Annotated in this window: 4 protein-coding genes; all 4 read right to left on the reverse strand. The window is 39.9% G+C overall.

Annotation, left to right across the window (positions count from 1 at the left end; all coding sequences use genetic code 11):
- Positions 1 to 84: 84 nt before the first annotated feature.
- Positions 85 to 807 carry a thioesterase II family protein gene (locus NSS74_RS25175; RefSeq protein WP_002035038.1) on the reverse strand — a complete coding sequence of 241 codons (723 nt, stop codon included), beginning with the start codon at positions 805 to 807 and terminating at the stop codon, positions 85 to 87.
- A gap of 16 nt (positions 808 to 823) precedes the next feature.
- Positions 824 to 1,498: a 4'-phosphopantetheinyl transferase family protein gene (locus NSS74_RS25180; protein WP_033716522.1), complete on the reverse strand. Its 675-nt coding sequence runs from the start codon at positions 1,496 to 1,498 to the stop codon at positions 824 to 826.
- A gap of 422 nt (positions 1,499 to 1,920) precedes the next feature.
- Positions 1,921 to 16,827: a non-ribosomal peptide synthetase gene (locus NSS74_RS25185; RefSeq protein WP_340814512.1), complete on the reverse strand. Its 14,907-nt coding sequence runs from the start codon at positions 16,825 to 16,827 to the stop codon at positions 1,921 to 1,923.
- Positions 16,824 to 23,294 carry an amino acid adenylation domain-containing protein gene (locus tag NSS74_RS25190; protein ID WP_340814513.1) on the reverse strand — a complete coding sequence of 2,157 codons (6,471 nt, stop codon included), beginning with the start codon at positions 23,292 to 23,294 and terminating at the stop codon, positions 16,824 to 16,826. The genes NSS74_RS25185 and NSS74_RS25190 overlap by 4 nt, the downstream gene beginning before the upstream one ends.
- Position 23,295: the final 1 nt, after the last annotated feature.

Raw genomic sequence — 23,295 nt, forward strand, 5'->3', positions numbered from 1 at the left:
ATCTTTTATTCTATTTTTGCACCAGAACCGTATTTTTCACCTTTAATTTTTGGTTTCTCAGCCATGATTGTACTTAGAAAAACTCTAAAAACTAGTTGAAAATCTTTTAGAATCTAACTTTCTTATAATTCTATTTGCTATTTCTTCAATATTTTCATTTAGAAAGAAATGATTACCTTTAAAAGAGTGAAAAGTACACGTTTTACTTGTGTATTGCTCCCATTTTATTACTTGATTATATGTAGTAAATTCATCATTTTCCCCATTAAATATAAGAAAATCAATATCACATGCTTGCATATTATTGTCATGAATATATGTCTCAACAATTTTAAAATCTGCTCTTAGAATTGGGAGGAAAATTCCCATTAATTCTTCTGATTGAAGTACCCCGGACGGTGTACCTCCCATTGCAATAACTTCTCTTTTAAATTGTTCGTTAGAAAGATTATGTCGGATATTTTTCATTTTACTATTTGGGTGGTTTCTACCGGACAAAACAAGAAATTCAGGCAATACGTTTTTAGAATCTTGTATTTTTCTGGCTACTTCATAGGCAATCAAACTTCCCATGCTATGCCCATATAGAATATAGGGCGAATGCTCTATCTGCTTAACTATACTAGTGTAGACATCATTTACGGCCTCTTCCATACTTTGGTACAAGCTTTCTTCAATTCTATATCCTCTACCAGCTAACTCTATTGGGACTACTTCAATATATGGATTAAAGTAATTTTTCCATTTTGCGTAACTAAACGCAGATCCCCCAGCATGTGGAAAGCAAAAAAGTTTAGTCTTCTGCATTGATTTTCTCCTTACTTTAAAATTTGTTTATATTTTGGCAAATTGTATAAATATCTTTAATTATTATATCCTGCGGAAATTCTTCCCTTGTTGCACAAGCAGATATCTTATAATTCGGCTCAATGCTATATTGTCTAAAGTAAAAGTCTTTAGGTATATTCTTATATGAGATTAAAGTTCGTGACTCTTTTTTTATAGAAAATGAATTTAACGGGATATAAAGCCCTTTACCAATCGTTTTTATATAGCTTTCTTTTAATGTCCATAAATCAAAAAAATAATTGATTTGTTCATCAGAATTCATATTAGATAAATCATAAAATTCTTCCTCTGAAAAAAATTCATTTGCTAATTTAAGAGCCTCTATGTCTGAAACTCTTTCAATATCAATACCTACATTAGAATTAGCAGTGGCACAGACCACCCATTCTCCTGAATGCGAAATATTAAAGTGAAAGTCAGAAAATTTTTGAACAAAAGGTTTTCCGTACTCATTATATATAAATTTAATTTCTTCATTATTCATTTTATATTTTTGGCAAACTAGGGAACGGATTAATAAATCTCCTATCAAAGTCCTATTAATATCACATAAATTTAATAAACGCTTCATTCGTTCTCTCTTCTCATTTGAAATCAAGTTACTAAATTGATTAAACAAATGATTTTCAATATTCTTTGGTATTTTCACAGCATGAATTTGTATGATAAATCACTTCCTTTTTAAAAGGATGTCTTCCTATGTATACGTTATAGAAATTCAATTTCATTTTCTAACTTGCATTTATTCAAGTGCAAATATAATAGAAAAGGTGCATATTTACATATCAATGAAAATATACACCTTTCCTCAGCAATATCATCAAGGCATTCGCTTCTGGTACAAAAACTTCAGAGAATTTACAGCATACTATGAACAACTCATATATGTTTCTATGTCCCTATCAAGCAATTTTTCATTAACCCTTTAAAAAGTAATGCTCTTGATATATACATAATCTCCTACACTTGATGTGCAGTTATTGGACTGCTCTCTTTATTTACACTACTACTCACAAATAACAACTTTAATAATAACAATGTTCGTTTATAAAGTTGCCTCTTTTGTGCTCTCTACTTTTCCGTTAGCGAAAGGGATGTCTCTTTTATTCCTTCTAATTCATTTAGTAGATACTTAGCTAGCTTTTCAACTGCGGGGGAAGCTACTATTTCTTCGTGTGATCCAGGGACCGAATACATATTCACTCTTCCTTTTAATAAAGGCTTCCAATCCGTAAACAATTCTTTACCTTCCTCAGCACTAAAGTAAATGACTTCCCCAAAATATGGTGTTAAATCATGCTCTACCATTAAATTCAGACATTTCCTGTGAGCATTGATAAGTTGCTTCAAATTCGTAAGATTTGCATCAGGCGGGAGCACTCCTTCCACAATTAATTGCTCAACAAGCATGTCCTGTTGATGAACAAGCTCTTCTTCCTGATCCACTAGCTCTATATGGATGAAATGCTCCAATATATAAGATAGCATGTCATCCTCTGTCTTGTAATCCCGTTCTGAAGGCACCTTGGTATCCAATAGTACCAACACCTCAACTTCTTCTCCCTGGTTCCGTAGCATAGTTGCGATTTCATAGGCAATGGCACCACCCAGAGACCATCCTCCCAGACGATATGGCCCCTCTGGCTGAGCCCGCTTCATTTCCTCGATGTAGAGTTGAACTACTTCCGATAAAATCAACCCGTTCATTCCTTCTTTCTCTACGAGAGGATTCTGTAAACCATAAAATGAGCAGTGATCCTTGAGTAACCTTGCTAGCTGAATGTAACAGAGTACATTACCCATAAACGGGTGAACACAGAAGAAAGGTCTTTTCTCTGATTCTTGTAATGGAACCAGAACCGATAATGATTCTTCCATACGATGATTCTCACGGATGAGACAAGCGATTCCTTCCACTGTCGGATTCTTAATTAGTGTGGGCACCTTAATCTCTTTTCCAAATTTCTCTCTGACCTTTGAAATCAATTTGATTACAAGGAGAGAGTGACCTCCTATATTGAAGAAATCATCGTTTACATGGATATCTTCTAACTGTAGCAAATCCTGCCAGATTGTAATCAGCTGATACTCGATTTCATCCCGTGGGATAATTGGTGTAGAAAAGGTACTTTCTCTTTGAATCGTTAAGCTGTTCAGTGCCTTTCGATCAACCTTCCCATTTGTTGTAAGCGGAATCGCATCCACCTCAATAAAGTGTGCAGGAATCATATGATTCGGTACTTGTCTCTTGAGATGCTCACGCCATTCATGCATACTTCCTTCACCCACCACATAAGCAACCAATCTCTGATCTCCTGGTTGGTCCTCTCTTATCAAGACTACCGCCTCTTTCACCGATGGATGACTTTCTAAATTCGCTTCAATCTCTCCAAGCTCAATCCGGAATCCTCGAATTTTCACTTGATTATCGATTCTTCCCAGATAATCCAAATGGCCATCAGCTAAATAACGGACTAGATCTCCCGTCCGGTATAACCGTTCTCCTTCATTAAATGGATGTGGAATAAAACGTTCTAACGTTAACTCTGGACGATTCAAGTATCCTCTCGCTAGGCCTGCTCCACCGATATAAAGTTCACCCGTTACACCAACTGGAACAGGTAACAACTTCTCATCCAATACATAGGCTTGAACATTTGGCAACGGACGCCCAATGGTTACTCTCTTACTATCTTTTTTGATACGATAGCATGTCGCATCAACCGTACATTCCGTAGGACCATATACATTATAAAAATGGATATGGTCATTCTCTACTAGTTGTTCCCACAGTGATGGCATAATCGCTTCTCCACCGACCAGTACCTTGCTTGGAACATGAACACTATCGTTTGTTTCTAACAACCCCTCATCTATGAGTAATTGGAGTAGTGAAGGTGTTATATCGAACATTTCCAACTTATTCTCCCGAATATAAGATATAAACTGTTGAGGATCACTGCGAACTTCTGTTGAAATAATATACAAACTAGAACCATACAAAAGCATTTGTAATTGTTTAACGGATGAATCAAAGGCGATTGAGGCATTTAGACCAACGCGCATGTTATCATGTGCCCGATGTGAAAAAACCTCTTTCTGTAAACCATAGGATAGATTTAATACCGAATGATGCTGCACCATAACCCCTTTTGGATTCCCGGTCGAACCTGAAGTGTAGATAACATACGCCAAGTTTTCTCCTGTTACTTTACATATTGGTGAAAGAGTGTTTTCTTGCGAAATCATTGCTTGATCTCGGTCCAAACAAACTGTTTCAACTTCTTCAGGCATCCAACCTTGTGATACTTCGTTCGTAACCAATATTTGAATTCCTGTGTCCTCCAGAATATATCGTAGGTGACTTTCTGGATACGATGGATCCAGCGGAACATAGGCTGATCCAGCTTTCAAGATTCCCATGAGACCGACAATCATCTCAACTGAACGTTGGAAACAAAGCCCGACCAATGACTCCGTTCCAATCCCCATTTTCTGAAGATAATGGGCCAATTGGTTTGCTTTCTCATTCAGCTCTCGATACGTCAACCGCTGATTTTCATCCACCACTGCCACCGCATCAGGTGTACGATCCACTTGATCTTCAAAAAGTTTGTGGATCACACTTTCACGTGGATACGCTGCTGCATTATCATTCCATTCTTCCAGCAGTTGTTTCTGTTCTATTTCCGTAACATACACCAGCTCCGACAGAGTTTGATCAACGTTCTCGATCATTTGCTTTAACACCTGGCTTAAATGGCCCAGCATCCGTTCAATGGTGAGGCCATTAAACTTGCTACGATCATACTTCAACTTTAACAACAACTGGCTTTCTGGAACAACTGTCAATCCTAATGGATAATGAGTTTGCTCTACTCCTTCCAACTCACCAATTTCTAGATTTCCTGAGGACCCCTCTTTCACTGGGTAGTTTTCAAACACATACAAGCTATGGAACAGCGGGGTTCCTCTAGGAATTTCACTCCATCCTTGAATCTCTGTCAAAGAAGCATATTCATATTGTCTTCTTTCTATCTCTTCCTCTTGTATCTTCAGCAACCAATCCATTACTTTTATATTATCTATCAACTGAATTCGCGTCGGTGATGTGGTAATAAAAGGACCTACAATGTTTTCAACATCAATAATCTCCGTAGGGCGTCCTGAGCTAGTTACACCATAGACAATTTCATCTTCTCCACTATACCGGCTCATGAGATACGCCCACGCACCTTGAATTACTGTATTCAAAGTGAGCCTATTGCGCTTCGCCCAGTTTTGTAACGCTTGGGTTTGCTCTTCTGATAAACAAGTTACCTTCTCTGTGTAACCTTTTTCTTGCTCTTTACTTTCTAAGCCCAGCAGGGTTGGAGCTGTAAAACCTTTAAGTTTCTCTCTCCAGAATTGCTCCGCCTGCTCCTGATTCTGTTCTCTTAGCCATTGAATATATTTCTTGTATGGCGATGAATTAGGTAAATGCACGGCTTCTCCATTCATTCTCTTCTGGTACACTGTAAGCAATTCGTTAAAGACCAGTGGTAGGCTCCATCCATCCAACAGAATATGGTGATGTGTCCAAACAATCCGATATTCTTCCTCACCTTCTTGAATGACAGTCACCCGCATCAATGGCGCTTTATCAAAAAGAAAGGCTTGTTTTCGATCCAATGCCAAAAAGGCTTTTCTTTTCTCTTCTTTTTCTTCAGCAGTCAGCGTACGCCAATCTTCTACATTCACCTTAAATGGAACACTCTCATACACCACTTGTAAAGGCTCTTCAACTTCATCCCAAAGGAAAGCTGAGCGGAAAATTTCATGCCGCTGAATTACCGATTTCCACGCCTGTTCGAAAGTAGCAATATCCAATTCTCCTCTAATCATGAAACTTAATTGCACTATATAAGGCGCTACATGTTCCTCCCCTTGGTCATGCAATGTATGGAAAATCATACCTTCTTGCAAAGGCGATAGTGGATATAAATCGGTAATCGGATAATTATTTCCACGATTCATCTTGGTTAATACTTTTGTCAAACTGGCTTGGTCAAGATTAGCCATCACAAAATCTGAAACGGTCAGTGCAGATTCTCCACCCGCAGATTGAATCAATTTACTTAGTTGATGGAGCATATTCTCTGAAATACTTTGAATCGTTGATTTCGCATATTGTCCTACATTGTATACCCAAGTGAACTGAAGTTTCCCATCCGTTACCATTCCAATTACATCAATTAAATGCGATCGCTTGGAACCAGAAGCATGATCTAAGCGCTTAAATCCGTTCTCTGGAATAAGTATTGCATCGTCAGAAAACATTTGGTCAAATTGTCCAAGATAGTTAAAACTAATAGACGGTGTATGTTGAGACCCCCATTGCTCGCATATTGTTGTGTTCAGATACCGCAAAATTCCATGGTCAACACCCTTATTAGGAATTTTACGCACTTGTTCTTTAACTGCTTTTAATGCTGCAATTGGCGTGTCAGCACCGGTAATATTTAAGTGAACAGGATAAATACTTGTAAACCACCCCACGGTTCTAGATAGGTCAACGTCTTCGATAATCTCTTCCCGACCATGCCCCTCCAAATCCACGGTCAGCGCCGGATGACCTGTCCATGCTGCCGTAGCCTGTACCAATGCTGTCAATAGTACTTCATTGATTTGGACACGATGAGTGCTTGAAATCTCTTTCAATAACGTACGGGTCTCTTTCTCATCCAGCACCACGGTAATCTCCTCGGTTCCTGTGTTGGCTGGAACTTCGAGGGTGGTATCCACTGGTAGCATAGCCACTTCTTGTTCGGATTGCTGCTCCCAGTAATCACGCACTTCTTGCACAATCCCAGCTTCAGCGTAATGATGCAATTTCTCCGACCACGCTTTAAAGGATGTACTCTTTGTAGGTAATTGGATCATCTGATCCTGGCTCGCTTGATTATACGCCGTTTGCAGATCCTCCAGTAAAATCCGCCAAGAAACACCATCCACTGCTAAGTGATGAATCACCCAGAATAATCGGCCGGCTCTTTTCTCACCTTCATCAAAATACACCATTCTCATTAGCGGTCCTGCGTGTAAGTGCAAGCTTGCTTGTGCAGTGTCAATCTCCGCTTGAATCACTTGATGCCATTCTGCTTGCGGCACTTCGTCTAATGAAATAACGGTCAGCGTCGATTGTTCTTCGATCCCTTCGTTCCACTGTTTCCAAGCTCCATTCGGTAACCGTTCATATCTTAAACGCAAGGCATCATGATGGATTAGAAGGGTACGCACAGCTTTCTCCAGTAATACTATATCCAGTCGCTCTTTTGTTCTAAAAAACATGGATTGATTCCAATGGTGTGGGTTTGGATGATCTTGTGCAAAAAACCATTGCTGAATTGGTGTAAGGATCAGTTCTCCAGTTATAACTCCCTGCTCTGCTTGTACACCCCGTTCTTCATTGACTACTTGCGCCAACTCAGCAATCGTTTGGTGTTCAAACATTTGCTTTGGCGTCAATTGCAAACCTGCTTGCTTCGCACGAGAGACAATCTGAATGCTGAGAATCGAGTCTCCACCAATTTCAAAGAAATTATCATGGATTCCCACCTTTTTAATCCCTAATACTTGCTTCCAAATGGTGGCCAGTGTTTCTTCGTTACCATTCCGCGTGGCAACACATTCACTTTCGATTTTCCTCTCCTCTGGTACAGGTAAGGCCTTACGATCAACTTTTCCGTTAGCAGTTAGTGGAATGGCTTCCATCATCACAAATCCTGAAGGAACCATATGGCTTGGTAGTTCCGCCTTGAGATAATCTCTCCACTCACCTACATTCCCATCACCCACGACATATGCCACCAACCGTTTATCACCCGGCTGATCTTCTCGAACAATTACAACAGCCTCTTTTATGGAGACATGTGCGTTTAAAGCAGATTCAATTTCTCCGAGCTCAATTCGGAAACCACGGATTTTCACCTGGTGATCAATCCGCCCAAGATAATCCAGATTTCCATCAGGTAAGTATCTCGCTAAGTCTCCTGTCCGATATAATCGCGCTCCTGGGTCACTACTGAATGGATGAGGAATGAAACGCTCTGCAGTCAATTCGGATCTGTTTAAATATCCACGTGCAAGTCCTGCTCCACCAATAAATAGTTCGCCAGCTACGCCAATAGGCACAGGTTGTTGACAAGCGTCTAGTACATACACTTCTAAATCTGGAATCTGTTTTCCTATATTACTTCTTGAAGCATGCTGCACATCATCTTGAGTAATTGGATAATACGTAACATGAACGGTAGTTTCTGTAATTCCATACATATTAATTAACTGTGGTTCCTGCCCTCCATACCTTTGAAACCATGGTACCAAGCTGGTAGGATCGAGTGCTTCCCCACCAAATATGACATAGCGCAGATGCAAGTCTTTCTTCTCATCTTCTTGTTCACACACTTGTATCAATTGTCGAAATGCGGATGGTGTCTGATTAAGAACCGTAACCTTTTCCTTTACTAACAGTTGATAGAAATCCTTGGGCGATCGACTAATCCAGTAAGGAACAACAATCAATCTTCCGCCATGGAGTAATGCCCCCCAAATCTCCCATACCGAGAAGTCAAACGCATAAGAATGGAAAAGCGTCCAAGTATCTTTTTCATCAAACTGATACCAACATTCCGTCGATTTAAATAAACGAATCACATTGTGATGCTCTACCATAACTCCCTTCGGATTCCCTGTTGATCCCGAAGTATAGATTACATACGCCAAGTTTTCTCCTGTCACTTCACATATTGGTGAAAGGGTGCTTTCTCGCGAAATCATCGCTTTATCCCGATCCAAACAAACTGTTTTGATTTCTTCAGTTATCCAACCTTCTAATGCTTCGTTCGTGACCAATACTTGAATCCCTGTGTCCTCCAGAATATATCGTAGGCGACTTTCTGGATACGATGGATCCAATGGAACATAGGCTGCCCCAGCTTTCAAGATCCCCATGAGACCGACAATCATCTCAGCTGAACGCTGGAAGCAGAGACCAACCAATGACTCGCTCCCAATCCCACATTTCTGGAGATAATGTGCCAATTGGTTTGCTTTTTCATTCAGCTCTCGATAGGTTAACTGCTGTTTTTCATCTACCACTGCCACCGCGTCAGGTGTACGATTTACTTGCTCTTCATACAGCTGATGAATCCCAAATTCCTGTGGATATGCTACAGCATTATTATTCCACTCTTCTAACTGTTTTTGCTGTAATCCTGACAGTATCGGCAACTTAGCTAATGATTTATCAGGATGTTCCACGATTAAATTCAACCAGTTCCCAAAATTTTCTGCTATGGATTCAATAGTTAAACTGTCAAATAAATCAGTCCTATAAACAAAAGTAAGCAATAAGCCCTCTTCCACTTCTGCGGCAGTTAAACTTAAATCAAATTTGGCGATTGAAGCGTGGCTGTCCATTACTTCTATACTTCGTCCATGTAGCTTTGGTAGCTCTTGTCCCGTATTTTGCAAAGTAAACATGGTTTGGAAAATCGGAGAATAACTTGTACTTCGTTCAGGTTGGATAACCTCCACAATTTTCTCAAACGGAACATCTTGGTACTCATATGCCTTCAATGCTTTTATCCGCACTTGAGACAACAACTCTTGAAATGCCGGTGCGCCACTTAAATCAGCTCGATAAACCAACGTGTTGACAAAGAAACCAATCAACCCTTCAATTTCTCGATAATTTCGATTCGCAATTGGGCTTCCAACAAGAATATCTGATTGTCCTGTATAACGGGCAAGGAAACTTTGATACGATGCCAATAAGGTCATGAAAAGCGTGGCCCCTTCTTGACGACTAAGTTCGTTTAATTTATCCAGTAATGAGCGTGACAACAACACATTATGAGTTAATCCATGGTGGGTTTGCACCGGAGGACGGGGACGATCCATCGGCAACATTAAGACTGGTAACTCACCAGACAGTTCTTCCTTCCAATATGCAAGCGGTTGGTTTAGTACTTCATCTATCAACCATTCTCTTTGCCACTGAGCAAAATCGGCATATTGAACTGGTAGTGGTGCAAGGTCTGCTGGTTTTTCACCAATCGCCTCCTCATAAAATGCCATCCATTCTTGGAGCAAGATTTCCATCGACCATCCATCCGAGATAATATGATGCATATTACACAGAAGAACCCATTCTTCTTCTGAAATTTTCACGATTTGTCCACGGAACAATGGCCCTTGCTCTAAGTCAAATGGGGATTCGACTTCAGTTTGAATCCATTGCTCCACTTCTCTTTCTCTCTCTTCTGGAGAAATCTTAGTTAAGTCAATTTGTGGAAGGGAACGGAAAGTATACGGTTGAATCTTCTGCACAGGATGACCGTCCACTTCATGAAATACTGTCCGCAATGATTCATGACGCTCTATCAACTGATTCCATCCCACCTCCAATGCTTCTAGTAACCAATTTCCTGTAAGACGGCATACCATCGGCATATTATAAAGTGCACTATTAGGTGTAAATTGATCGATAAACCATAAGCGCTGTTGAGCATAAGAAAGTGGAATGGCATTTCCTCGTTCCATCGGCATCAATGGTGGAATTTCTCGTTTTTTGCCTCCCTTACGTAACTGATCTAATCGCTTCGCCAGTGCCTCGACCGTTGAATATTCGAACAGTTCACGTACCGGTAATTTGATTTGAAAGACTTCTTGCAAGCGTGAGACCACTTGTGTAGCAAGTAGAGAATGACCACCAAGTTCAAAGAAAGAATCCTGAACACCTATATTTTCTATTCCCAGCACTTGACTCCACACTGAAGCGATAAGTTCTTCTAGCGGAGTTCGTGCGTGAACGGTATTTTCCGTAGATAATTTGCTAGGTATTGGCAATGCCTTTAAATCAAGTTTTCCATTCGGTGTAAGTGGTAAAAATTCCATCTCAATAAAGTTTGTTGGGACCATATAATTTGGTAAATGTGTTTGTAGATGCTCTCGCCATTCTTGGACACTTCCTTCACCAACTACATAAGCTACTAATCTCTTGTCGCCTGGATCATCCTCTCGTACCAATACAACCGCTTCTTTCACAGAAGAATGTGCCTGCAAGACTGCTTCTATTTCTCCCAATTCAATCCGGAAACCACGAATTTTCACTTGGTCATCTATACGACCATGGAACTGGAGAGCACCATCAGAAAGATAACTTGCTTTGTCTCCGGTGTAATAGAGACGTTCTCCTGACTTGAATGGATGCGAAATAAATTTTTCCTTTGTAAGGTCCGGACGATTAGCATATCCACGAGCAAGACTCTTCCCTCCAATATAGAGATCTCCAATCACACCACTTGGTACTAGCTGAAGATGAGAATCTAACACATAAACTTCTGTATTCGCAATCGGTCGACCAATCGATGGCGTACCTGTTGTCACTCCTACAGGTACATAACAATCCGTGGTAACAACGGTATTTTCCGATGGACCATACTGATTGATTACCGCAAAAGTAATATCGTTAGATGGATACTGCGTTAATTGATCCCCGCCGGTAATGATAAAACGAAGATCCGTTTTATCTGGCCAAGATAATTTCAAGAGTCTTTCCAGAATAGGCGTAGGTGCAAAACTAGCTGTTATTCGCGAATCAATGAGCCAGTCTCTTAGTGCTTCTGGATTAATTCTCAGTTCCTCTGTTGACAAGTAGAGTGCTGCACCAGCAGTTAGATACGGCCAAATCTCCTGGACAGCCGAATCAAAAGCAATCCCTGCAATCTGAGTCGCACGATCCTCTGCTGTAATACGATAAACTTCATGATGCCAAGAAACCATATTCATTAATGAGCGATATTCAATCATGACACCCTTTGGCTTTCCTGTAGAGCCAGAGGTATAGACAATGTAAGCTAAGTTCTCTGGATTTATCTGCCGTGTAGGTGCGATTACGCTTTCCACTGTTAATTCTTCTAACCTCACCATTTCGACCTGTTCGAAAAGGCCTTCTTGTCCTTCCGCCGTCACTACAAATTGAATTCCTGCATCTTCAATCATGTATTCTAACCTTGATTTTGGATACAACGGATCTAAAACGACATAAGCTCCACCAGCTTTTAATATGCCTAGTAAACTTACCATGAGCTCAGCCGACCTCGGAAGATAAACTCCCACGACTGACTCTGGAGCGACTCCTTTTCGCTGTAAAACATTTGCCAACTGATTTGCTTGTGCATCCAGTTCACCGTAAGTCCAATCTTTTGTTTGATCAACTACCGCAATCGCTTCAGGACGCTTTGCTACTTGTTCCTCAAATCTGTCGCAAATAAGACCCTGTGGGGGCATTTCCATTACAGTGTCATTCCATGTTTCTAATAACAAAGTACGCTCAGGTTCCGATAGCATGCTCAGACTATGCAACGGATTTTGCGGGTAATGGGAAACTTCGTGTAGCCATTTCTCAAAGTGCCCTGCCATCCGTTCAATAGTTGTGGCATTGAATAAATCCTTATTGTATTCAAAAGTAAAACGTACTCCCTCTTCCGTCTCAGCTACCATTACACTTAAATCAAACTTTGCGATTGGACTATGGCTTTCTATCATTTCAATACTTCTACCAGATAACACCGGGAACTCTTGTTTCATATTTTGCAAGATGAACATAGTCTGGAAGATTGGCGAATGACTTGTACTCCGCTCTGGTTGTACAACTTCTACAATTTTTTCAAAAGGGATATCTTGATATTCATACGCCTTCAATGCCTTTTGACGAACCTGAGACAGAACATCCTGAAATGTCGGTCTACCACTCAGATTAGCCCGATAAACCAACGTGTTGACAAAGAAACCAATAAGTCCTTCAATTTCTCTATAATTTCGATTAGCAATTGGACTTCCGACCAGAATATCTTCTTGTCCCGTATAACGTGATAGAAAACTTTGATATGCAGCCAACAGCGTCATGAAGAGTGTAGCCCCTTCTTGGCGACTAAATTCGTTCAATTTGTCATGTATCGCGCTTGGCAGAACCAGAGTGTATGTCGACCCGTCATGAGTTTGTATTGCGGGACGCGGGCGATCCATAGGAAGTTGGAGTACAGGAAGCTCCCCAGACAATTCTTCCTTCCAATATTGGAGTTGTTGATCAAGCACTTCCGCCTTCAACCATCCTTTTTGCCACTGAGCGAAGTCGGCATACTGAACCGGTAATGGTTCAAGTTCTGCTACCTTTCCATCCGTAGTTTTCTCATAGAATGCCATCCATTCTTCAAGTAGGACTCCCATTGACCATCCATCTGAAATGATATGATGTAGAGTACAAAGGAGAATCCATTCTTCCTCTCCCACTTGCAAAATACTTGTCCTGATCAGTGGACCCTCACCTAAATCAAATGGCATTTCTGTTTCTTGTTGAATCAAACGTTTAACTTCTTCTTCTCGGCCTTCTGGAGAAAGCATAGTTAAATCCGTTTTCGGAATTAATCGAAAAGCATACGGTTCAATTTGCTGTACGGGTTGACCGTTCACTTCATGAAAGACCGTCCGCAATGATTCATGACGCTCTATTAGCTGATTCCATCCCGTTTCCAATGCCTCAGGTAGCCAACTCCCTGTAAGGCGGCATACTATTGGCATATTGTAAAGTGCACTATTAGGTGTAAATTGATCGATAAACCATAAGCGCTGTTGGGCATAAGATAGTGGAATAGTTTCCCCTCGTTCCATCGGCATTAGTGGCGGAATATCTCGTTTTCTATCTCCTTTACGTAACTGATCTAATCGCTTTGCCAGTGACCCCACCGTTGCATACTCAAATAGTTCGCGTACCGGTAATTCGATTTGAAAGATTTCTTGTAAGCGTGACACTACTTGAGTAGCTAGTAGCGAGTGACCACCGATTTCAAAAAAAGAATCCTGAACACTAATATTTCTTATACCTAATACTTGACCCCATACAGAAACGATGAGCTCCTCCACTGGTGTTCTTGATGAAGTAATATCTTCACTTATGAACTGTGCCTCCAATTCCAGTAAAGCTTTCCGATCCACCTTACCATTTGGAGTGAGTGGCATCGATTCAACTTGGAAAAAGTATGCCGGAACCATATAATTTGGCAATTGCTTCTTCAGATATTCACGCCACTCTCCAGTATCCCCTTCACCCACTACATAAGCTACTAACTGCTTATCTCCTGGTCGATCTTCCTTCACCAACACGACAGCCTCTTTTACAGATGAGTGATCATGTAAAGCTGCTTCGATTTCTCCCAGTTCAATTCGGAATCCTCTGATTTTGACTTGGTTATCTATTCTTCCAATATACTCCAAGTTACGATCATTCATATATCTCACCAGGTCACCCGTTCGATATAATCGTTCCCCTTCCTTAAAGGGATGCGGAATAAAACGTTCAGTAGTTAACTCTGGTCGATTGAAGTAGCCACGTGCCAAGCCTACTCCTCCAAGGTAAAGTTCCCCCGCCACACCAATCGGTACCACCTGTTGATATTGATCCAACACATACAACTCTGTATTATCAATTGGACGACCAATTGGAATAAGCATAGGTTCTTTTTCTAAATCACAATCATAATAAGTCACATCCACAGTCGCTTCGGTAGGGCCATACAAGTTAATTAACTTTGTTTGCTGAACATCGTAAAATACCCCCTTAAACCGGCGAACCTGTTCAGTATTTAATGCTTCTCCACTAGTAAAAACCTGATTTAAAGACGATACATCCCTTTTCGAATTATATTGTTCCATATAATCCAAGAAAGTAGATAACATCGACGGAACAAAGTGCATGGTGGTCACACGATATCGTTCGATATACTCCTCAATCACCGCAGGATCTTTCTCTCCTCCTGGTTGAAGCAAACAAACACGCGCTCCTACAAATGACCACCAAAATAATTCCCAGACAGAAACATCAAATGAAAACGGTGTCTTTTGTAGGATTGTATCCTCCTCAGATAATGGATACTTTTTCTGCATCCACTGTAGGCGGTTGATAACCGAATGATGTTCAATCATTACTCCCTTCGGATTTCCCGTCGAACCCGAAGTGTATATGATATAGGCTAAGTTATTTGCTGTTACTCCACTCACCGGAGCCAAATTACTCTCTTTAGAAATCATTACTTGATCCCGGTCTAAACAAATTGCTTGAATATCTTTAGGTAACCAGTCCTGTAGTGCCTCTTTTGTTAACAGCACTTGAATTTGTGAATTCTCTAAAATGTATCTCAGGCGATTTTCGGGATAACTTGGGTCCAGTGGGACATAAGCCCCACCTGCTTTCAAAATCCCAAAGAGACCAATAATCATTTCAGGAGAACGTTCAACACATATACCGACCAATGATTCAGGTCCTATACCTCGTTTTTGTAGATAATGTGCCAATTGATTCGATTTTTCATTGAGTTCTTGATACGTTAGCTTTCCACCCTCATAAACTACCGCCACTGCATCAGGTGTACGTGCAACTTGCTGCTCAAATAGCTCATGAATCATATACTCATGACCATAAACTACGTCAGTATCATTCCATTCTTCTAGGAGTTGTTTCTGCTCTGTGTCCGATAACATTGACAGCTTTGTATATGATTCATCTGGATGATACGCGATTTCATTTAACCAGTTCTCAAAATGGCCTGCCATACGTGCAACGGTACTACTATCAAATAAATCCGTGTTGTATTCAAATGAGACAAATAGGCCTTCTTCCACTTCGTAGGCAGTTAAACTCAGATCAAATTTTACAATAGACATATTACTTTCTACCATTTCGATACTTCTACCAGACAAATCTAGTCGTTCTTGTTTTATATTCTGTAGTGTAAACATGGTCTGAAAGATAGGAGAATGACTCATACTTCGTTCAGGTTGTACAGCTTCTACCACTTTTTCAAATGGTATATCTTGATATTCGTAAGCTTTTAACGCCTTTTTCTTTGTTTGGTTCAAAATCTCCCGAAAAGTAGGGGTGCCACTCAAATCTGATCGGTAAACCAACGTATTAACAAAGAAACCGATTAATCCTTCTACTCCCTTATGATTCCGATTTGCAATCGGACTTCCGACTAGAATATCTTTTTGCCCCGTATAACGAGCAAGAAAGCTCTGGTATGCAGCCATTAAAGTCATAAATAAGGTAGATCCTTCTTGTCGACTTATATCCTTTAATTGATTGAGTAATCTATAAGGAAAAATCACGTGATGCGTATCCCCAGCGTAAGTTTGCGTAACCGGTCGAGGTCGGTCCACTGGCAGTTGTAATATAGGAAGCTCCCCAGACAATTCTTCCTCCCAATACGTAAGTTGACGATTTAACACATCACCTTGCAACCACTCCTTTTGCCACTTTGCAAAGTCTGCATATTGAATGGATAGTGAACTTAATTTAGCAGGATTCCCGCCCGTTTCTTCTTCATAGAAAGTAAGTAATTCATTCATGAGTATACCGATGGACCAAGCATCAGAAATAATATGATGCATCGTACATAGTAATAACCATTCATCCTTTCCTAATTGAACAAGCTGATTACGAATTAAAGGGCCATTCATTAAATCAAATGGTTCTTGCGCTTCTCTCGCAATTAAACTATCTACCTCTTTTTCTTTTACTTCTAGAGGAAGTTGCGAGTAATCCCTTACAGGTAATGCTCTAGGAAGGAATTCGACAATTTGTTGTACAGGTTGTTCTCCTACTTCTTTAAAAACGGTTCGTAATGATTCATGACGTTCAATGAGTCGATTGAATCCCTTTTCTAATGCTTCAGGAATCCAATTTCCTTTTAGATGCCATACCGTTGGAATATTATATAAAGAACTGTTTGGGTTAAATCTGTCCATAAACCACAAACGTTGTTGTGCATAAGACAACGGAAGTGCTTCTTTATTCTCCTTTTTTTGCATTCGCTTCTGAAGCCAAGCTCTTTTCTCAGGAGAAAGTGAACTCAGCTTTGCATGTAAATCACTTCTCATTTTTTTACCCCTTCCTCAACTAAATTACTCTCGAATATTCCTTGTGCTTCTTCCTCTGATAGCTCTTCTAATTGCTTAAGTAGTTCAAGTAATTCTTCATCATTACTCACTTCTGCTTCTTTTTGAATATAGTCTTGAAGACTTACATTCTCCTTACTATCATTCTGTATTTCTTGATTTTTGTTATAGAACAATTGATCAATCTGTTTTGCCAATTGTTGCACCGTATGAAACGTAAATAGATCATGCAATGGTAACTCGATTCCAAAAGCCTCTTTAAGATTGGAAACAGCTTGTGTAGCAAGTAATGAATGCCCACCTATTTCAAAAAACGAATCCTGCACTCCAATATTTTCTACACCTAAAACTTGATGCCATATTGAAACGATTGTTTTTTCCGTAGGTGTACGGGGAGCAATATACCCCCTCACTATCTCCTGTCTCTCTGGTACTGGTAAGGCCTTCCTATCAATCTTTCCATTTGGAGTGAGTGGAAATGCATTCAATCCGACAAAATAGGCTGGAATCATGTAATTTGGTAGCTGGTCCTTGAGATAATCACGCCACTTATGAGCATCCCCATCTCCCACAACATAGGCAATCAAACGTGGATCACCAAGATAATCTTCCCGCACCATCACAAGAACTTCGTTAACTAATGAATGCTTTTGCAATGTCGCTTCAATTTCTCCTAGTTCAATCCGGAACCCACGAATTTTTACCTGATGATCGATTCGGCCAAGATACTCCAAATTTCCATCTGGCAGATACCTTACTAGGTCTCCAGTCCGGTATACTCGCTCTCCTTCTTTAAACGGATGCGGTATAAAACAATCTTGCGTTAAGTCAGGACGGTTTAAGTATCCACGTGCTAATCCTGATCCACCAATGTAAAGCTCACCAACTACACCAATTGGAACCATTTTTTGTTCAGCACTCAGTACATATACTTCTGCATTGAAGACTGGTTTACCAATTGGTGGTACCCTATACATGACACCCTTTTCTAATTCCATATATGTGGAATACGTAGTATCTTCGGACGGTCCATATAGGTTGTACACCTTCTCAATCGTACTTCTCTCGTATAAATCTTGAACGAGTGAATATGGTAATGGTTCTCCAGCCAAATTCATCACCTTTACCGAAGAAGGAATTGTTTTTGCGCGAACCAGTTCCTTCGCTGCCGATGGCACAGTATTGACCAAAGTCACACCCTTGGTAGACAACTTGTCTAGATGTAGAGCATTTTCAGCGACAATCACCTTACCACCCATCGTTAAGGGAACAAACACTTCAAAAACGGATAGATCAAAGGATAGCGAAGTTGAAGCTAATACTCCCGCTAATTCCTTTTGGGAATATGTGTGATGCGCCCACTGAATCATTGTTACTGTATTCCTGTGCTCAATCATTACCCCCTTTGGATTTCCAGTGGAACCTGAAGTATAGATAATATAAGCTAAATTATCGCCCGTCACTTCAATGGTACACACTGTAGTTACTTCTTGTTCTATTTCTTCTCGATCACGATCAATACAAATCACGGCAACGGATTTAGTTATAACCATTTTTTGTTGTAACTTTTCCTGTGTCACCAGTACCTTTATTTGAGCATCCTCTAAAATGTATTGCAGTCGACTTTCCGGATACGCTGGATCAATTGGGACATATGCTCCTCCTGCCTTCATAATTCCTAAGAGGCCGACAATCATCTCGGATGAACGTGTAACGCAAATCCCAACCAATGATTCGCATGCAACACCATTTTTCTGTAAATAATGTGCCAGCTGATTCGAGCGTTCGTCCAACTCTCGATATGTTAGTTCTTCATCTTCGCACTCTACTGCAATTGCTTCTGGTGTTTTTTTCACTTGTTCTTCAAACAATGTATGAATCGTGCTTTCTTGTATATCTACAACACCTGATTCATTCCATTCCTCTAGTAATTGCTTATATTCTGCTTTCGATAACATATTCAGTTCAGATAATAAATATTTTGGATGAGAGACAATTTGATTTAACCAATGTTCAAAATGACTTGCCATGCGTTCAATGGTTGTATCATTAAACAAATCAGTATTGTATTCAAAGGTTAGCGATAATCCTTCTTCCGTCTCAGAAGCAAATAAACTCAAATCAAATTTCGCAACAGAAGCATGACTTTCCATGAGTTCCATGTTTCTTTCAGATAGCTGAGGAAACGCTTGTTTCGTATTCTGTAAAGTAAACATGGTTTGAAATATCGGTGAATGACTTGTATTCCGTTCCGGTTTTACAGATTCCACCACTTTCTCAAATGGAATGTCCTGATACTCGTAGGCTTTTAGTGCTTTTTTTCGTACCTGCGACAAAAGTTCTTGGAACGTCGGATTTTCACTGAAATCTGCTCGATAAACCAACGTATTTGCAAAGAAACCTATTAATCCCTCAATCTCTTTAACATTTCGATTTGCAATTGGGCTTCCAACCAAGATGTCGTCTTGTCCTGTATAACGAGAAAGGAAGCTTTGATACGCTGCCATCAATGTCATAAATAAAGTGCATCCTTCTTGCAGACTTAAATCTTTGAGCTTTTCCTGTAGGGAATTCGCCACCGTTAAGGACTGACTTGCACCACGGTGGGTTTGAACCGCAGGTCGAGGACGATCCATCGGTAATTGTAAAACCGGTAGCTCCCCAGATAATTCTTCCTTCCAATATTGAAGGTGCTGATCCAAATTCTCTTCTTTTTGCCATTCCTTCTGCCACATGACAAAGTCTGCATATTGGATAGATAACTCCTTCAATTCCACCGGTTTTCCGCTTAGTGCTCCTTCATAAAAAGCCATCCATTCTTCAAGTAAGATTCCCATTGACCATCCATCTGAAATAATATGATGCATCGTACAAAGGAGAACCCATTCTTCCCTGTCCACTTTCAATATTCGTGCTCGAATTAGAGGACCTTGTCCAAAATGAAATGGTTCCTCCGCTTCGTTTTGAATGAGCCGTTTCATTTCTCTTTCCCTATTTTCTAAAGAGAGGTCTGTTAGATCCGTTTGAGAGATATGTCTGAATACATGAGATTGAACCTGTTGAAAAGGTTCACCCTCTTGTTTTAGAATTATCGTTCGTAATGATTCATGACGCTCAAACAACTGATTCCATCCGGATTCCAATGCTTCAATTGACCATTTACCTGTTAAGCGACACGCTGCATGAATATTGTACATCGCACTATTTGGCATTAATTGTTCAATAAACCATAGACGTTTCTGCGCATAGGAAAGTGGAATAGATTCTTCTCGTGTCATAGGTACAAGGGGTGGAACCTCTCGTTTTTTATCTTCTTTGCGCAACTGATCTACTCGTTTCGCTAATGCTTCCACTGTATCGTGCTTGAAAAGTTCACGTAATGGGATTTTGATTTGGAACAATTCTTGCAATCGAGAGACGATTTGAGTAGCAAGTAGTGAGTGCCCACCACTTTCAAAGAAGGAATCCTGAACACCAATATTTTCTGTCCCTAACACTTGACCCCAAACCGAGGCAATAAGCTCTTCCGATGGCGTCCGAGGTAGAACATTTAAATCTCCAATAGCTTGCTCATCAGGTGCTGGCAAGGCCTTTCGGTCAATTTTCCCATTCGGAGTAAGCGGGAAGTGTTCTAACTCTACAAAGTGAGCTGGAATCATATGATTCGGTAATTGGTTTTGTAAATACTCTCTCCACTCTTGGGTATTTCCATCGCTTATTACATATGCAACCAATCGTTGATCACCTGGACGGTCTTCTCTAACTAATACGACAGCCTCTTTAATAAACGAACATTTTTCTAAAGTCGCTTCAATTTCTCCTAATTCAATCCTAAAACCACGCATTTTGACTTGATGGTCCATTCTACCTATAAATTCTATATTTCCATCAGTTAGATATCTTACTGAATCTCCTGTTCGATATAGTCGTTCCCCCAATCGAAATGGATGCGAAACGAATTTTTCAGCAGTAAGATTCGGACGATTTAAGTATCCACGTGCTAAACCAGCACCACCAATATATAACTCACCCTCAATTCCTATTGATTGCAAGCGTTGATTTTGGTCTAATACATATAATTGCGTGTTCTGTATTGGCTGCCCAATAGAAACAAATTCTTGATTAGGCTGAATATCAAATGCATTTACATAAATAGTGGCTTCAGTTGGTCCATAAAAGTTGGTTAATTTCACTTGTCCACTATAATTCCATTTCTGTTGAAATCGTCTAACTAACCCTGAACTTAGTTCTTCTCCACCAGAAAATACATGGCGTACGGACGAACAATTCATGTTCAATTCAATATGATTGAAGTGATCTAAGAAAACAGATAACATCGAAGGTACAAATTGAACTATAGTAACCTGATGTTTTTTAATCACTTCAGCTATAATAGAAGGATCTTTTTCTCCACCTCGAGGTAGGAAAGATACACTTGCTCCAACGTGAATACCCCAAAATAACTCCCAAACAGATACATCAAATGAGAATGGGGTTTTCTGCAAGACCACATCCTTTTCAGAAAGTGGATATTTATGTTGCATCCATTCTAGGTAATTGATTACTGAATGATGCTCAATCATCACTCCCTTTGGATTACCTGTAGATCCTGAAGTATACATAACATACGCTAAACTTCTCCCTGTTACACCACTGATACATGGGATTGATTCTTCTTTTTTAATTGCAGTATAATCTTTATTCATACAAATCGTTTCAACATCTTCAGATATATATAAATTTTTTGAATTTTCTCCCGTCACTAGTACTTCGATTCCAGCATCCTCTAATATATAACGAAGCCGACTCTCTGGATAAGTAGGATCAAGTGGAACATACGCCCCTCCTGATTTTAGAATACCTAATAACGCTATCATCATTTGTAATGAACGTTCCATATATACCCCGACTAGAGACTCTGAACCTACACCACGCTTTTGTAAATAATGTGCTAGCTGATTCGCACGCTCATCCAACTCTCTATAGGTAATTTGTTCATTTTCGTACATAGCTGCGATTGCTTCTGGATTTTTCTTGACTTGCTCCTCAAACACCGTATGAATCATGCCTTCAGCTGAATATTTTACTTGAGTATTATTCCATTCCTCTAGTAACTGTGTCTGCTCTTCCACTGCTAAATGAGTAATTTCAAAGAGTTTTGAATCTAAGCTCTTCGTCATCTGAATTAATATTTGCAATAAGTGACCCTGAATCCGATTTATTGTTTCTTCATTAAAATAGCTTCGATCATACATCAACTTTAAAGTAATTTTCTTACCGGGCATTACAATGAGTGTTAAAGGATAATTTGTTTGTTCCGCGCTTTTAACATCTAGTAATCTTAAATCATCATTTCTCTTACCTTGAATTGGATAATTTTCAAACACATACAAGGTATGAAATAAGGAACTATTCCGCGGAACCTCACTCCACCCTTGAATATCAACCAACGAATTATGCTCATATTGTCTTCGTTCCATTTCTTTCATCTGTATTTTACGAAGCCAATCTACTACTGATGTATCATCCGTTAATCGAATTCTAGTAGGTAATGTGTTAATAAATAGACCTACCATATTCTCTGCTCCTATCAAATCAGTAGGACGTCCAGAGCTAGTTATGCCAAATAAGATGTCACTTTCACCGCTATACCTACTCATCAAATAGGCCCATGCGCCTTGTACTAACGTATTCAATGTTAATCGACTATTTCGTACCCACTCTTGTAAATTCTCAGTGAGTTCCTCAGATACCTGATAAACACACTCTCCATAGCCCTTCTCCTGTTCTTGATCCTTTCTTTCCATCGCTAATGGCGTAGGTGCATAAAACCCCTTTAATTCTTCTGTCCAAAATTCCTCTGCTTGACTTTGATCTTGTTTATTTATCCACTGGATATATTTTTTATAAGGAAGAGATTTAGGAAGATTCAACAATTCTCCCTTTATCATCTTGAGATAAACTTCCATCACTTCACTAAAGACCAAAGACACACTCCACCCATCTAGCAAAATATGATGATGTGTCCAAATGATTCTCGTTTCCTCTTCTGCTTCTTTAATCGCAGTGACTCTCATCAACGGTGCTTCATCCAATAAAAATCCTTTTCTACGATCTGCAGTCAAAAACTGGTGTAATTTCTTCTCCCTCTCCTCATGCGAATGGGCACTCCAATCCTCTTGATGAATAGTAAAAGGAAGACGTTGGTAAACTGCTTGCAGAGGTTTTTCTACTTCCTCCCACACAAATACTGAGCGTAGAACTTCATGTCGATGAATAACATATTCCCAAGCCTTTTCAAAAGTAGCAACATCCAATTGCCCCCCGAGCAAGAAGCCTACTTGTACAATGTAGGAAAAAGAATGTTCATCATCTTGATCGTATAAAGTATGAAACAATATTCCTTTTTGCAAAGGTGATAATCCATATATATCTATAACGTCTCCCATC

This window comes from Bacillus sp. FSL E2-8868 (assembly GCF_038005505.1).
Lineage (GTDB): Bacteria > Bacillota > Bacilli > Bacillales > Bacillaceae_G > Bacillus_A > Bacillus_A mycoides.

Excerpts from the sequence above, each read along its gene's own strand:
- NSS74_RS25190 (WP_340814513.1), bottom strand. The coding sequence starts at position 23,294 with ATGGGAGACGTTATAGATATATATGGATTATCACCTTTGCAAAAAGGA.
- NSS74_RS25175 (WP_002035038.1), bottom strand. The coding sequence starts at position 807 with ATGCAGAAGACTAAACTTTTTTGCTTTCCACATGCTGGGGGATCTGCG.
- NSS74_RS25185 (WP_340814512.1), bottom strand. The coding sequence starts at position 16,827 with ATGAGAAGTGATTTACATGCAAAGCTGAGTTCACTTTCTCCTGAGAAA.